Annotated in this window: 15 protein-coding genes; 3 read left to right on the forward strand and 12 right to left on the reverse strand. The window is 47.4% G+C overall.

Annotated elements, in window-relative coordinates; genetic code table 11:
* The 6 genes from BGP75_RS05095 to BGP75_RS05120 form a co-directional block, all read right to left on the reverse strand.
* Positions 1–894, reverse strand: a complete 894-nt coding sequence (locus tag BGP75_RS05095; RefSeq protein ID WP_076716058.1) for a CoA ester lyase — start codon at positions 892–894, stop codon at positions 1–3.
* Positions 895–965: 71 nt separating this feature from the next.
* Positions 966–2,351 (reverse strand): TRAP transporter large permease, encoded by a 1,386-nt coding sequence (locus tag BGP75_RS05100; protein WP_076716061.1) that lies wholly within the window; start codon positions 2,349–2,351, stop codon positions 966–968.
* Positions 2,351–2,926: a TRAP transporter small permease gene (locus BGP75_RS05105; RefSeq protein WP_076716065.1), complete on the reverse strand. Its 576-nt coding sequence runs from the start codon at positions 2,924–2,926 to the stop codon at positions 2,351–2,353. Before BGP75_RS05105 ends, BGP75_RS05100 begins: the two co-directional genes overlap by 1 nt.
* A gap of 75 nt (positions 2,927–3,001) precedes the next feature.
* Positions 3,002–3,997 (reverse strand): TRAP transporter substrate-binding protein, encoded by a 996-nt coding sequence (locus BGP75_RS05110; protein ID WP_076716070.1) that lies wholly within the window; start codon positions 3,995–3,997, stop codon positions 3,002–3,004.
* A gap of 130 nt (positions 3,998–4,127) precedes the next feature.
* Entirely contained in the window at positions 4,128–4,970 is an 843-nt protein-coding gene (locus tag BGP75_RS05115; RefSeq protein WP_076716074.1) for a MaoC family dehydratase N-terminal domain-containing protein, read from the reverse strand.
* 9 nt (positions 4,971–4,979) lie between these two features.
* Positions 4,980–6,125 carry a CaiB/BaiF CoA-transferase family protein gene (locus BGP75_RS05120; protein ID WP_143820987.1) on the reverse strand — a complete coding sequence of 382 codons (1,146 nt, stop codon included), beginning with the start codon at positions 6,123–6,125 and terminating at the stop codon, positions 4,980–4,982.
* 156 nt (positions 6,126–6,281) lie between these two features.
* Between BGP75_RS05120 and gcvA the strand changes: the two genes are divergently transcribed.
* Positions 6,282–7,184, forward strand: a complete 903-nt coding sequence (gene gcvA, locus BGP75_RS05125; protein ID WP_076716081.1) for a transcriptional regulator GcvA — start codon at positions 6,282–6,284, stop codon at positions 7,182–7,184.
* 8 nt (positions 7,185–7,192) lie between these two features.
* Here gcvA and BGP75_RS05130 read toward each other — a convergent pair whose 3' ends face one another.
* From BGP75_RS05130 to BGP75_RS05145, 4 genes are all read right to left on the reverse strand, one after another.
* Positions 7,193–7,987, reverse strand: a complete 795-nt coding sequence (locus BGP75_RS05130) for a helix-turn-helix transcriptional regulator (RefSeq protein ID WP_076716084.1) — start codon at positions 7,985–7,987, stop codon at positions 7,193–7,195.
* A 98-nt stretch (positions 7,988–8,085) separates the two neighbouring features.
* Positions 8,086–8,643 carry a YbhB/YbcL family Raf kinase inhibitor-like protein gene (locus tag BGP75_RS05135; RefSeq protein ID WP_076716086.1) on the reverse strand — a complete coding sequence of 186 codons (558 nt, stop codon included), beginning with the start codon at positions 8,641–8,643 and terminating at the stop codon, positions 8,086–8,088.
* 200 nt (positions 8,644–8,843) lie between these two features.
* On the reverse strand, positions 8,844–9,746 hold the full coding sequence (locus tag BGP75_RS05140) for a DMT family transporter (protein ID WP_233152843.1): 903 nt from the start codon (positions 9,744–9,746) through the stop codon (positions 8,844–8,846).
* Between the two features lie 3 nt (positions 9,747–9,749).
* Positions 9,750–10,940, reverse strand: a complete 1,191-nt coding sequence (locus tag BGP75_RS05145) for an MFS transporter (protein ID WP_233152844.1) — start codon at positions 10,938–10,940, stop codon at positions 9,750–9,752.
* 97 nt (positions 10,941–11,037) lie between these two features.
* Between BGP75_RS05145 and BGP75_RS05150 the strand changes: the two genes are divergently transcribed.
* Entirely contained in the window at positions 11,038–11,877 is an 840-nt protein-coding gene (locus tag BGP75_RS05150) for a helix-turn-helix domain-containing protein (RefSeq protein ID WP_076716089.1), read from the forward strand.
* A 69-nt stretch (positions 11,878–11,946) separates the two neighbouring features.
* Here BGP75_RS05150 and BGP75_RS05155 read toward each other — a convergent pair whose 3' ends face one another.
* Positions 11,947–12,765, reverse strand: a complete 819-nt coding sequence (locus tag BGP75_RS05155; protein WP_076716092.1) for a LuxR C-terminal-related transcriptional regulator — start codon at positions 12,763–12,765, stop codon at positions 11,947–11,949.
* A gap of 183 nt (positions 12,766–12,948) precedes the next feature.
* A complete protein-coding gene (locus BGP75_RS05160) occupies positions 12,949–14,334 on the reverse strand; it encodes an aspartate aminotransferase family protein (protein WP_076716095.1) in 1,386 nt (461 codons plus the stop codon).
* A gap of 241 nt (positions 14,335–14,575) precedes the next feature.
* Here BGP75_RS05160 and BGP75_RS05165 point away from each other — a divergent pair, with 241 nt between their 5' ends.
* The gene (locus BGP75_RS05165) at positions 14,576–15,307 is read left to right on the forward strand and encodes a glutamine amidotransferase-related protein (protein ID WP_076716098.1); all 732 of its coding nucleotides are present in this window, start codon (positions 14,576–14,578) and stop codon (positions 15,305–15,307) included.
* Positions 15,308–15,355 lie beyond the last annotated feature (48 nt).

The raw sequence follows: 15,355 nt of genomic DNA on the forward strand, positions 1-15,355 counted from the left end.
TTAAATACTCCTGGGGGTATCTGCCTGAGAGGGGGTTGTTTGCGCTAATATCTGTCGAGCCAATGCAATGACAGGTGCGTCTAGCATCTTGCCGTCCAGTTGGCAGGCTCCATATCCCAGCCTGGTTGCTTCATCCATAGCCTCAATTGCTCTTTTAGCCCATCGCCGTTGTTCTCCGCTGTAGGTAAATATGCGATTGACCGCAGCCACTTGAAGTGGATGGATACAGAGTGCGCCATGGAATCCCATTGCTTTTGCGGTTGAGAGATCAGTGTCCAGTTTTTCCGAATGACTGAATTCGCCAATGGAGCCCGGAAAACCCAGTGCCGAAATTGATGATTCTGCCGCAGCCAGGACGAGTTGCTGGCAGACTCCCAGAAGACTTTGATTCGTTGGTGGCACTCCAAGCTCGGCGCAAAGGTCTTCAGATCCTAAGGCCAGTGAGCTGATTCGTGGTGATGAGGCGGCTATTTCACGGGCGTTCAGGACTCCTTTGCTGGATTCGATCATGGCGATTAGTCGGGTTGATCCTGCGGCCATGTTTTGTTCTTCCTCCAGTTTGCTGAGGTGTGAATCAATCAGGCTAATGACACCGGCACTCTCTACTTTGGGCAATAACACCGAATCTAGTTGTACTAATTCCAGGCAATTAAGATCATTGGTCAGGTGTTCCAGTTCTGAGTTAATCCGCACGGCTACCCGTTGATCCTGGGTTTTCAGTTGGGTGATACTGGTGGGTAGCTGGTTGCGAGCTTCTGCCTTTGCCTGATCAGGTACGCTGTCTTCAAGGTCAAGTACAATGACATCAGCGTTTTTATCGGCAGCTTTGGCAATAAAATCCGGACGATTGGCGGGAACAAACAAATAGCTTCGAGCTTTGTTTAATGTACTCATAGGGTAGTTCTCCAGTGATGATATTCAGAGATTTATTTCAGTTGTTGGCACAGCTGTTCGCTGTCCATTCGTTACTGATACATCAGTTCTGGTAAGAAGAGCGATATTTGGGGGATGTAGGTAATCAGCAGCAAAAAGCCAAGTAACAGCCCTAACCAGGGTAAGCAGGCTTTAATTACCCAGATCATGTTCTGGCCGGTGATTCCTGCGGTAACAAATAGATTCAGGCCTACCGGCGGGGTAAGCATGCCTATTTCCATGTTGACCACCATAATGATTCCCAGGTGAATGGGATCGATACCCAATTGGATGGCAATCGGAAACAGGATTGGTGCCATGATCAGCAAAATAGCTGAAGGTTCCATAAAGTTACCTGCTGCCAGTAACAGAAGATTCATGATGATCAGGAACCCCCAGGCTGGTAGCCCCCAAGCGATTATTGCTTCTGCAATCTGATGGGGAATTCGCTCGGTAGTAAGGACATGAGCAAATAACATGGCATTGGCAATAATAAAAAGAAGCATCATTGCTACTTTGGCAGCATCAAGGACTACTTTTCGCACCTCTGGGTCAATAACAGAACGGGGCAGTGCCAATAGCAGTGGGATTAAATTACGTGTGCATGCACAGTAAAACCTTTCACCCTTGTTAATCCAGGTGATTGTTTTTAAAGGACCTATGTCACGATAGCCGAATACGGCTACCAGATAACCATAGACTGCTGCCACTGCAGCTGCTTCAGTCGGAGACGCCACACCACCATAGATAGAGCCCAACACAATAAAGATCAGCATTATTCCGCCGAGGGCGACCATGCCTGAACGAGCCAGTTGCCTGAATCCTGGAAATCGTTGTGATGGCAGTCCTTTAATGCGGGCGGCAATATAGATAGCCAGCATCAATATAAAACCCATCAGCAGACCTGGAATTAGTCCGGCCATGAACATTTTTGAGGCAGAGACTTCTGTTGCTGCCGAGTAAACCAGCATAACAATAGAGGGAGGGATCAGGATGCCCAGAGTCCCGGCATTGGCTATCACACCGGCAGCGAATGATTGTGGGTAGCCAGATCGCACCATGCCTGCGATTACTATGGTTCCGATTGCTGCAACTGTCGCCGGCGAAGACCCGGAAACTGCGGCAAACAGCATACAGGCTAGAACCGAAGCCATTGCCAGTCCGCCTCGAATGTGCCCTACACAATCAACGGCGAAATTTATCAGCCGTTTAGCCACTCCGCCCGTGGATAAGAATGCAGAGGACAGTATAAAAAAAGGGATGGCGAGTAATGTGTAGTGCTCCGAAGTCGCCTCAAATAACTTCAGTGCTACGGAGGCCAGAGAATCGTTGGAAAAAAGTAAAATGGTGGTCATTGATGACAGACCAAGAGCGATGGCGATTGGCATGCCGATAAACATGCAGATAAATAAACAAATGAAAAGCATTGCGATCGTCATTATTTGCGCTCCTGGGGGATGGCTGCTTCGCTGGAATGCTGATAATCGGCTGATAGTTCATCGGCAATGGCCATCGATGTTTTGGCTTCATCAGCCAACTGAAACCCTTCACTTCTTCCCTGAGCGATATTCCAACCTAATGTCAGAAATCGAAAAAGTAGCAGGGTGAATCCGATTAACAGGACACTGCTGGCGACCCAGGCCGGTACCGGCAGGTCTTCCAGTTCAATGCCAATCAATACTAATTTTGACAAATAGGACCAGGAGCCCAGAAGAAACAGCCCGCAGTAGAACAGGCAAAGAATAATTGCCAGCAGACTCAATTGACGATGGATCGGTCGTGGAAGCATTCGGACAAAAACATCAACGCCTATATGCGCACCAACACGCACTCCGTAGGATGCGCCAAATAGTACAAACCAGGCCGAGAGTAGTAGAGTGAGTTCTTGAGCCCAGTGAATCCCGCTATTGAAAACAAAGCGCATCAGGACTTCGACAAAGACCAGGAGCACCATGGATATCAGCAGCAAAGACAAAAAGCCTTCCTCAACGCTATTGATGAGATTACGTAACATTGTGGCCTCAGAATACAAGTAAGAGGGCGGAAGCGGGTTCCGCCCTTAGGTTATCCAGCGTTAGTAAGAACTGAATCAGGGGGTGTTGGATTGAACTGCGGCCTCGATCAGCGCGTTGCCTATTTGACTTTCAAATTGTTTCCATACCGGTTGAACCGCATCAATCCATAGCTGACGTTGTGAGTCTGTAATTGTGATGAGTTCTGAGCGCTTAGAGTCCAGTATGGCCTGGCGATCACTGACTGATTTTTCAAGTGCCACCTGATTACCAAACTGAATGGCCTCGTCCATTGCCTGTTTAATTTCCCGACGTAGCTCGTTGTCCAACTGTTGCCAGAATTCCACTGATGTCACCACCATATAGTCCACTAAACCATGGTTGGATTCGGTGATATAGGGTTGGACTTCATGAAACTTCTTCGAATATATGTTGGACCAGGTGTTTTCCTGGCCATCAATCGCTTTAGTTTGCAGAAGGGTAAATACTTCAGAGAATGGCTTCTTTAAGGGAACAGCCTTAACAGCCTCAAATTGAGCCTGTAAGACATCTGAACTCATGATGCGAAACTTCTTTCCGTTTGCGTCTTGGGGAATACGCAGTGGATCATTAGCAGATAATTGTTTCATTCCGTTGTGCAGGTAGCCCAGGCCGATCAAGCCTTTTCGTTCCATGGATTTCAGCAGACTACGCCCTTGATCACTGCTTTGAAAACGTTCTACTGCCTCCATATCCTTAAATAGAAAAGGTAAATCGAACAGCTGTAGCTTTTTGGTGTATCTGGAAAACTTGGATAGGGTTGGGGCTGCTATCTGGACATCTCCCAGCAGCATTGCCTGAAGGACTTTGTTGTCTCCAAACAGTTGGCTGTTTGGGTAGATATCAACTTCCACCCGCTCACCGACCCGCTGTTCCAGTAAGCTTTTAAAGCGGTTAGCCATTTTCCCTTTAGGTGTATTCTCAGCCACAACATGGGAGAATTTGATGGTTATCTTATTTGCGGCAACTGCAGAATCCAGTGTGCCAATAATTAATGCGCTACATACTATCGTGCTGGCCAGTAGCTTTTTCATGGTGATCTCCTACTTGTTTTTATAAAGAGCTTTTAAAATTCCCTTTTAATTGATTACCCAGAGCCTTAAAGGCTCTTTCAGTGGATAGGGGAGCTATGCAGAATCCTGTCAGTTGCTGATGTTTTTCTGATTACAAGCTGGCTTCAGCTTCCATAGCTCGCTGTTGTTGAGAATCTTTTGCCCATAAGCGCACAACATTGTTTTCAACACGGCCGTGTATACTGTAAGGAAGGTGATCAAACAGCGGCCTCAGGGCGCGAAATGTAAAGCTTTTGACTGTCGCTTCAGGCAGGTTCCTTTTAAGCAGTTCCAGTAACAGTGTTGCGGTCAATGGCCCATGGACAATCAAGCCAGGGTAGCCTTCCTGCTGTTGGCAGTATTCCCGGTCGTAATGAATACGATGGCCATTAAAGGTCAGCGCCGAATAACGAAACAGCAATACCGGATCAGGTCGAATCTCTTGTGACCAATCGGCTGGTTCGGAATCAATTTCGGGTACTCTGGCTTTCTGCCAGGGGCTTTCAGCTGCCGGACGATAGACAATATCGTGCTCTTCGATCCAGTCACCGCCTGCGCTTCCCTGTATTTTGTGTTCAACAGTTACAAAGGCCAGCGCTCCGCTTCTCCCTTCTTTGAGCTGAACCTTCCTGATTGTTGACAGTCGTGTCAGCTGATCTCCAATCAGTAGTGGCTGAACAAATTTAAACCTTCCTCCCGCCCACATTCTTCTGGGGAGATCTATTGGAGGCAGAAATCCACCTTTTCGAGCATGTCCGTCCGGGCCCAGGTCGGCGGTATTATGTTGAGGGTTAAAAAAAATCCAGTGCCAAAGGGGGGGCAGTGGGCTGCTATTGTCACAAGACTGATTTGAATCCAGTGTTGCTGCCAAAGACCGGACTCGGTTTGCATCTAGCTGATCACGACTATGCTCAGTCCGATTAACCCAGTTGGAATAGTTCTGAAAGGATGACATGGATAAACCCTATTTATTGGTTGAAAATTCAGCAAATATGCTTGCAGTATGTTCGCCCAGTGCCGGTACAGGATTGAAAGCGATAGGGTCTTTGTCGAAGATAACCGGAGGTGCAACGATATCTGCGGGTCCAGAAGGAGTCTGAACCCGGGTGTAGCGAAGCTGAGGATGGGATACCAGATCTTCAGTATGATTAACTGACCCAAAAGCAATGCCACTGGTTTGTAACCGTTGACGAAGTTCGGCACTGTTAAAATCATTGAAACGATGACTGATCAGCTCATCAAGTTCTGGCCGATGAGCAACTCGCTGGTTGTTGCTACTAAAGCGAGGGTCATCCACCAAGTCGGGCTGTTCAAGAATTTCCTCACAAAAACGTTGCCATTCGCGGTTGTTTTGAATTGATAGCACCAGACTTTTACCCTCGCTGGATTTGAATTCTCCATAGGGAGCAATAGAAGGGTGTTTTAATCCGACTCGAGCAGGACCTTTACCAGTATATTTCTGATGCAGTATTGGTACTGACATCCAGTCTGCGGCACCGTCGAACAGCGAAACCTTTATTGCACTGCCTTGCCCGGTTTTTTCCCGCTTCAGCAGGGCCTGCTGGATACCGGATAAGGCGTTCATACCCGCACCTATATCACAGATAGATACACCGATACGGCCATACCCTTCTGCCGCTCCGCTCACTGAAACCAACCCACTCTCGGACTGAATCAACAGGTCATAGGCTTTCATATCCTTGTATTCGCCGGCTTCGCCATAACCGGAAATATCACAGGTAATCAGTCGAGGGTAACGAGTTCTCAGTGAGTCGGAGTCCAGGCCTATTCGTGCGGTCGCTCCCGGTGCCAGGTTCTGGATAAATACATCTGCTTGCGCCAGCATCTTATGCATCAGCTCCAGGCCGTCAGCAGATTTGATATCTACCACCACGGATTCTTTGCCACGGTTGGTCCAGACAAAGTAAGAGGATTCTCCGTTGACGGCACTGTCATAACCGCGGGCAAAGTCCCCGGCATCACGTTCAACCTTAATTACCCGAGCCCCTGCATCAGCTAGACGACAGGAACATAGTGGTGCTGCCAATGCCTGTTCTATAGAGATGACCAGCAGCCCTTCAAGCGGTTTTGTTACAGTTTGTTGTTGCATCTGGATACCCATTGGAAAGAGCAATATTTGTGTGTTCGTTTTTCTTATGGATATAATGAAACTTGATTGAACCGCTGACAAACGAGATAAATTACGGTTGTCGGGATAGTTTTATTAATCTGATATTTGAGTCTGAATTAATTTTGGAGAATTCTCTTGCGGCGTTTACCTACCCTGTCTGCGTTACGTGCATTTGAAGCGGCTGCCCGTCACCTCAGCTTTAAGCAAGCAGCTGATGAGCTTTGTGTGACTCCGGCAGCGGTGAGCCACCAGGTACAAAAGCTGGAGGATGAATTAAAGACGCCACTGTTTCGCCGTTTTAATCGCCGCGTTGCTCTGACCGATTCCGGGGCAAAATATCTGACCCGGCTGCGACTTGCTTTTGACGATATGGAAGATGCAACGCGGGACCTGGTTCAGCATGGGGAAGGAGAGATGGTTTCGATGGCGGTACCTCCCATGTTACTGAAAAGCTGGTTAGTTCCGCGTCTCAGTTCATTCTATCAACAACATCCACAGCTTAAGTTGAGGATTGCGGATACTTTGCGCTACCTGGAGTTTGATAAAGATCAGGTGGATTGTGCGATTCGTTATGGTTTTGGTGGTTGGGAAGGCTTACACAGTGAATATCTGTTTGCTGAGGACATGTGTCCTGTTTGCAGCCCGGCGCTTCTTGAGGGGGGAAAACAGCTTCAGGGGCCGGAGGATCTTCAGCATTTTCGTCTGATCTATACAGAGCGGCGGCTGGTGCAGTGGGATAACTATCTTGCCAGCGGTGGCTATGATCATATCCGGACTCCCGGACAGCTCTGGTTTCTCAATTCCATTCATACCTTTCAGGCGGTGCTGGAGGGGTTGGGCGTTGCCCTGGTTAATCGTATCTTTGCTGCGGAATATCTGCAGCGAGGGGAATTGATCATCCCTTTTGAGCTGGAGTCAAATCTGGGCCATCAGCCGTCTTATTATTTCGTCACCACTGAGCATCATATGCGGAGCGCTAAAGTTCAGGCCCTGCGAGACTGGATTATCAAAATACCAGAGCGGCGGGAGCTACCCTGAATCCGTGGTTATTGATTGGTTTTTCGATAAGCATTGGGACTAAGTCCAAAACGTCCGGTAAACTGGCGGGCAAACCGATCATAGGATAAATATCCACACATGGCTCCTATATCCGTCAGCGACAGATGTTGTTTCTGCAGCAGTCCCAATCCGTAACAAAGCCGAAATTCCAGTAATAACTCTCTAAAGCTTGTCTGCTGTTGGCTGAGTTTGCGTCTTAAGGTTGATTCACTCATGGCCATCCGTTGTGCGACATCTGAAATCTTCCAGTCATGGCTGGGCGACCAACGAAACTGTTGTAAAACCTTATCGATAATAGAATCACTTCTATTGAGAAATATTGCAGATAAGTCGATACTTTTTGACAGCATCAACAATAGCCCGTAACTGTAATGAAGCAGAAGCTGTTCATCCAGGTTTTGTTCAGAAGCCGTGATCAGTGTATTCCAGATATGACTTACTTCCGGGCTGATATCTGCCAAAGGTCGATTATAGTTATATGGTTGAGATGGCGCTTTTTGAGCTGTAGCGGCAAACAGTTGTTCAGTAATATGGGGAGGAAGTTGACCGGAAAAGCTCACTATTCTGGCCAGGTATTGTCCTTGAGCGGGTGTATTCACAAACGTCAATGTTTGTCGCGGGGGGACAATCAGCAGGTTACTCTTATCGACAGCAATCGTTCTGTTTTCCCAGACCAGCTGTTTCACTCCCTGATCAACATGCATTATACAGGGGGAATGAATCGGTACATCACGAAGGGGTTGAGGGCGCTTTGACCTGAAACTGGATATCTCTAGCTGCATAAGGGCTTTGTTCTCTCTATTATTTGTTCTTTCTATTAACTGCTACCTATATCAATGGCTATCAGGCGGGCAGGCCAATCAGCTGCCCGCCAACCTGCTTAACGATGGTATGTCGCAGTTAAGCGCGTCTTTTCAATTGCGTTGGCATTCAGCATATAGCCGACCAATGCTGAAGAAGCATTGTCAGGAACTGATAATTTATCAACGCCGAGAGCCCAGATTGTAAACTGATAGCGGTGCATTCCGTCTCCTTCAGGCGGACAGGCACCACCAAACTCCATTGTGCCATAGTCGTTGCTAAAGGATCTGCTGGCAACAGGTAGCTTACCTTCTTTGGAACCTGCTCCCCTTTTCAGTTGAGTCACATTGGCCGGAATGTCCGTTACCAGCCAATGCCACCATCCGCTACCTGTTGGTGCGTCAGGGTCATAAGCTGTAATAGCAAAGCTCTTGGTACCTGCTGGTGGGTTAGTCCACTTCAATGCGGGAGACTGGTTGTTTCCCGAGCAGCCAAATCCGGCAAACTCCATCGCCTTGGGCATTGTGCTGCCTTCTGATATGTCAGAGCTATTCAGCTCGAACGCCTGTAGCGGTGCGGAAATCGCTAATGCAAACGCAGTACTGAGAAACAGTTGGCCATAACGGGGAAAACTCATATTCTATTCCTATCCTGAATGATGATTGTGGAGTAGGTTAGCTTACGGGCTTCTTTGGTGAGTAGACGTACGTAAACGGTCAATATGGCGACTGAACTGATCATTCTGAAACTATTTAACGGGAATGGTGGGGCTTATCTAGGTTGGTTCTATTTTGCTTCTACTGGCTGCAAACTCTCGCTGATTAGTCGGCCTTATGGCTAATTGGGAGTGTTTTCCAGTTTTAACTTTCGATTTTCACCTTGAATATTGAGTAGAATTCCGACCAGAATTGTCACTGCTCCAACCACTAGCCAGCTATCAATAGTCTCGCCATAGAAGACAAATCCGACCAAAGCAATCAGAGGTAAACGCAAAAAGTCCATCGGCACGACTACTGTCGCATCGGCCAGTTTCAGTGCTTTGGTAACACAATAGTGGGCACTCATTGCGGTGATGCCCAGTATTACCAGCCAAAACCAGCCATAAGTCGAAGGCCATAGCCAGTTTTCCAACGAGGGAATAAACCCCATTGGCAGCTGCACCAGTGTCATGTAGAAAAGGATGCATAGCGGTGTGCTTTGGTGGGTTAGCTTTTTGGTGAGGATATGAGTCATGGCAAAGCCAAGAGCACCACCCAGAACAGCGAGCGCAGGAATACTGATTAAACCGGCTCCGGGTCGCAGGATTATCATGATTCCTGTGATACCCAGTACGATAACTGCAACCCGCGGTGGGGTCAGTTTTTCACCCAGAAAGACTGTGGCAGCGATAGCGGTCCAAATGGGGACAGTGAATTCAATAGCAAAAACTTCTGCCAGAGAGATATAGGCTATCCCGTAGAACCAGCCGAATTGTCCACCAAAATGAGCAACGTTGCGAATAAAATGAAGACCAAAATTCTGTGTTTTAATCTGATCCCATCCACTGCGATGTAGCAGTATCATAATCAACAAAAGGCCGACAACACTGCGGAAAAACAGTATTTGAAACGTATTCAGTTCCCCTGCGGTTTCTCTGCCACCTAAAGCCATGGCCATAAAGGACAATAAGGCACCGGCCATCCACATTGTTACCCAAAACATATTGTGTTGAGGCTTTTTACTCTCTCTGTTGGGTAGCATTTGTTAACCAGTAGCCTCTGCAGTAATTTTTGCTTTGCTCCAGGTTACTTCATGGCCAGGTTCGGGTTTATGGGGAATCATTCTGGCTAAAATTAAAGATATGCCACCCATTGCGGCTCCGGTCAGGAATACTGCGGCCGGGGATATGATCCATAATAAACCATAGGCTGCGGGCAACACGACCGCCGCAACGTGGTTGATAGAGAATGCGACTCCGGCGGTTGATGCCATGTCTTTCGGGTCAGCAATTTTCTGGAAGTAGGTTTTCTGGGCAATTGCCATCGAAAATAACAGGTGATCCAGAACGTAAAGGCCTACGGCAATCCAGGGATTGGAAACAAAGGCATAGGCCGAAAAAACTGCAATCAATCCGATATATTCCACTGTCAGCGCTTTACGCTCGCCCCAGTAACCGATCAGTTTTCCGATCTTCGGTGCGAAATACATGTTTAACGCGCCATTGACCAGGAACATGATCGAAATTTCAGCGGCTGAAAATCCAAATTTTTCAACCATAAGAAAGCCTGCGAACACGACGAATATCTGTCGGCGAGCACCTCCCATGAAAGTGAGCGCGTAGTACAACCAATACCGCTTTCGCAGAATTAGTTTTTTATGCTGCTCTACTTTTTCCGGTAAACGAGGGAACATCAACCAGCAGAAAATGGTGATTGCGATGGTAATGCCACCACCCAGCAAGTAGACCATTTCCATTTCTATCTTGAACAGATCCAAGGCTAGCCAGACCAGACCGAATGCAACCAATCCGGCAAAGGATCTGACGGCGACCAGCTGTCCCATTTTGTGAGCCGCTTCTTTTTTCTCAAACCACTGAAGTGATAGGGACTGATTGATGGTTTCGTAGTAGTGGAAGCCGACAGACATTAGTACAGTCGTACAATAAAGCCCGATTTCTGATGGGAAATAACCTGTCAGGGCAGTACCTATGCCCAACAATAGCAGCGACACCAGAGCCAGAGTTTGCTCGCGCATAAAAACCAGCAACAGGACTGCACCGAAGGCTAGAAAACCTGGTATTTCGCGTAAAGACTGAAGAATTCCAATTTCGACTCCCCCGAAAGCGGCACGCTCAATGGCAAAATTATTGAGCAGTGCCTGCCAGACCCCAAAGGAAATTGGCATAGCAGCAGCCATTAAAAAAAGTAACATTTCTGGGCGGCGAAAAACTTTCACAACAACACTCCTAAACGCAATCCTGTGCAATGATCTCGAATATCATTCTATGAACAGCTACTTTAAAAGAGTTGAAAAGTGGCGTATATAAGAAAACATGACAAAATATATCGAGAAACAGACAGAGTTGCCTGAAGTGCCAAAACACTGGGCCACTCTCAATGGTAAACCGGTCAATCGGGTAGAAGAAGTTCCGCGACTGGTGGTTGTTCGCAAAGCTGATCATGAGGCTGGTTTTTATGCACCATTCCACAGTCATGGTTGGGGGCAGATGCTTTTTGTGGCCAAAGGGTTGATGCAAGTATCAGCAGTGGGGGCCGGATACTGGATTGTCCCCCCTCAACGGGCGGTCTGGTTACCACCATTTATTGAACATGATGCCAAGACGATTCATGCAGTTCAGATGAGAAACGTTTATTTTTCACCGGAAGCCGCTCATGGGTTACCCAATCACTGTCAGGTTATTACCGTAACGTCTCTGTTAAGAGAGTTGATGTTGGCCATGGTTGAGTTTGATACCCTTTACGATGAGGAGGGGCCAGAGGGGCGACTCGTCAATGTCTTTTTGGACCAACTGAAAACCATTCCTGAAACACCGCTAAACTTACCTTATCCCGAAAGTAAGCCGCTCCAACATATCGCAGAAACGCTGCGCTCTAACCCTGCTGATCAGCGCTCGATGGATCACTGGTCTATGGAATTGGGGACTAGTTCGCGGACGCTGGCTCGTCATTTTCGACAGGAAACCGGTATGACCTTTGGGCAATGGCGTCAACAAGCCCGATTACTTGCGGCTATTACCCGAATCGCCCAGGGGGATTCGGTATCCAATATTTCTCAGGATTTAGGATACGAAAGCCAGAGTGCATTTATTACCATGTTTCGTAAAGCGCTGGGAAAAACCCCTGGACGCTATTTTGATGTTGAAAGTACATAAATGGGACGATGTTGAGCATCCAGGAAAGGATGATGTTGAAGATACATAAGTGAGCGGGATTGAAAATGCTCAAGAAACTTGTGTCGATTCGAGCTCGCTTAAATGGGCCAGGAACAGCGTAAAGATTTCTGAGTGAGTTGAGGTGTTAAGTCGGGTATGAATATTCTTGCGATGAACTTTGACCGTCCCAACACTGATATTGAGCATATCGGCTATAGCTTTTGATGAATGTCCTCTGAGAATCAGCCCCGTTATTTCTCGTTCCCGTTGTGTCAACACGCCACTGGCGAAGCTATTAAGCGCTTGTTTCATCGGGCCATCAGATTTCTCGTATTGAATATATTCCGATGCCTGAGACAGCCAGAACTGCCTGATCAGAGCGTTGATTACCGGAAAAATATCATTGAGGGAATTGAGTTCTGCCCGGGTGATTGCCCCAAGGCTGTCCTTGCGGCCTAAAGTGACTGCACAAGTAACGTTATTATCCAGGTAGACGATTAAATCAATCTCATCTACAAGGCCAAAATCCTGATAGCAGCTTTGATAGTACTCGGTACTTTCAAAGGAATCGGGCATGATCTCTGCCAAACGGGTCACTCCTGATGAAATGCCGTTTTGGATGGCATTAAATAAAGGGTCCAATACGTAGGAATGATTGACATATATTTGCAGCGTTTTGCTCTGTTCTGCTGGCGCTGCAGGACTCAGAATGATCGGCTTGAATGACTTTTTGTAGGTAACCATCAGGAAGGTGTCAAAAGCGCAGAGGGTTGCCAGAAAGTCTTCAAGTGCCAGTGGGAAACTGCGCAGTCGCTGATGATTGATCAGAGTGGCCAGATTCTTCTGCCAACTTTCATTGATGCTGATCTGGCTAACTTTCTCTTTCATCTATTTCTCCGTAGCCTGGTGTCATCTGTATTTGCCTGGGATTTATGCCGCTTATACGGACGAGACTAATAAAAAAGCCCGGCATACGCCAGGCTAAGAAGAAAAGGTCACCAAAACCGATGTTAGGAATCTCTATTTGCAGAAGGGAAATGCTCGTTCCTGATCCTGGAGACTCCTGATCGTTTAACTGACTGATTCAAGTGTCAGATTCAGGCATTTAAGCGCTTTCTCTATCAGCTCGTCGACTTCTTCCCGGGTGATGATTAGCGGGGGAGAAAGCACCATACGACTGCCACAGGCGCGCATGATTAATCCGTTTTCGAAACAGAAATTCCGGCAAATCAAACCAATGTCCAGTTCATCTTCGAAAAATGTTTTACTGGCTTTGTCCTTAACCAGAGCCATTCCGGCAACCAGGCCCTCGCCTTCGATGTGACCAACCAGTGGGTGATTGCCCAGAACTTGTCTTAACCGGGATTGGAAATAGGGGCCAATATCTTCAGCGACATATTCAATCACCTTTTCCTCTTTGAGAATACGTATGTTCTCAATTGCGACCGCTGCTGCAACCGGGTGGCCTGAGTAGGTGAATCCATGATTAAAATCACTGCCACTTTCCATTAAGGTGTTGGCGATTTGATCACCGACCGCGACTGCCGATATTGGCAAATATCCTGAGGATAAGCCTTTGGCCATCGTCATAATGTCTGGCTGAAAGCCAAATGTCTGGCAACCGAACCAGTTCCCAGTACGTCCAAAACCACAGATAACTTCATCGGCTGCCAGCAAAATATCGTACTTTCTGCAGATTCTCTGGATTTCCGTCCAGTAGGATTTTGGTGGAACAATGACCCCACCCGCTCCCTGGATGGGTTCGCCGACAAAGGCTGCAACATTATCTGGACCCACTTCGAGGATTTTGTCTTCAAGTGCTTTGGCACAGCTAAGACCAAATTCTTCTTCGTTCTGATCTTCACCTTCTCCATACCAGTAGGGTTGACGGATGCGGTGGATATCAGGGACAAGAGGGCCTCCCTGTTTGTGCATACCTGTCATGCCGCCTAAGCTGGTGCCCCCTATTGTGCTGCCATGGTAGGCATTTTCACGGCTGATCAGTATTTTCTTGTAGGGTTTGTCCTTTAGTTGCCAATAATGACGAACCATTCGAATCAGAGTGTCAATGGCTTCAGAGCCGGAGCTTGCAAAAAATATATGGTTCAAATCCCCGGGCGTTATGCTGGCGATTTCTTTGGCCAGGCTGGCTGCTGGGTTATGGGTTGTTTGGAAAAAGGTATTGTAGTAAGCCAACTCGTTCAGTTGCTTAGTAGCGGCATCAATAAGTTCTTGACGACCATAGCCCAGATTCACGCACCACAGACCTGCCATTCCATCAATCAGCTTATGACCTTCGCTGTCCCAGAGGTACACTCCTTCTGCCCCTGTTATAACTCGGGCTCCCGCTGAATTAAGCGCTCCGGAATCAGTAAAAGGATGTAAGTGATGTCTGGCATCGGTTGCCTGAATATCTTTGGTGATTGAATCACTGTTATTGTTGATTGCCTGCAGCATTAGCTTTCTCCCATCAACCTGTTCAAACTATTTATCTGTTGCTGATGATGACAACGATACGCAGTAGGCTTCTGCTACGGATATACCCCATAGGGTATATTTTCTCTTTCCTGAGAATTCAAATACCTACTGGGTGATAGTTACAGGAAAATACAGAACCGTTAAGCTGGAATAAAATACAACAGTCAGTGCAGCAATAAAGAGGCACCAGACAAATAATTATTCACCAGGAACGACGAGTATGAAAATTGGTATATTAGCGACAGGCATTACTCCAGACTCGCTGCTGGACCAGCACGGTTCCTATGCCGACATGGTTGCACAGCTGATTACAGATAGTGGATTTTCATTTGAATTTGAAACCTACGATGTGAGAGATGATGTTTTTCCCGTATCAGTAACGGTTTGTGACGGCTGGATAATTACCGGCTCCAAGTTTAATGTTTATCAAAACCTCCCCTGGATGAAGCGGCTTAAATGTCTGGTGCTGGATGCGTACGAAGCGGGCAGGCCGGTTGTCGGGATCTGTTTTGGCCATCAGATCATTGCAGAAGCTTTTGGTGGCAGGGTTGAGAAGTGCGCTGATGGCTGGGGAATAGGGCTTCAGAGTTACCAGCTGATGGGTAATAGTCATTATCCGGATCCAGAGGCAGATCAGTTCACCATCAACGCTATTCATCTGGATCAGGTTGTTGAAGTCCCGGAAAATGCTGAAGTTATTGCCACTTCTGAATTCTGTAAATACGCAGCTTTAGCGTATGGTGATCGTATTTTGACGATGCAGTCTCATCCTGAATTCAGTCTTGACTATGAGAAAGCGTTGCTTGAGACAAATAAAGGTATCAGCCTACCGGTTGAGTTTGCTGAGAAAGGACTGGCTTCTGTTCGGGAGCCAGGAGTGGAAACTGATTCCTTAACCGTAGCTCGGTGGATGGCGGAGTTTTTAGTGAGGGGTTGCCAGGTGGCTGCATAAGTTGCCGTTACTGATCTCAATTCCCTACAGACACTATTTAATCAATGT

The organism is Motiliproteus sp. MSK22-1 (genome assembly GCF_001968815.1).
Classification (GTDB): Bacteria; Pseudomonadota; Gammaproteobacteria; order Pseudomonadales; family Balneatricaceae; genus Motiliproteus.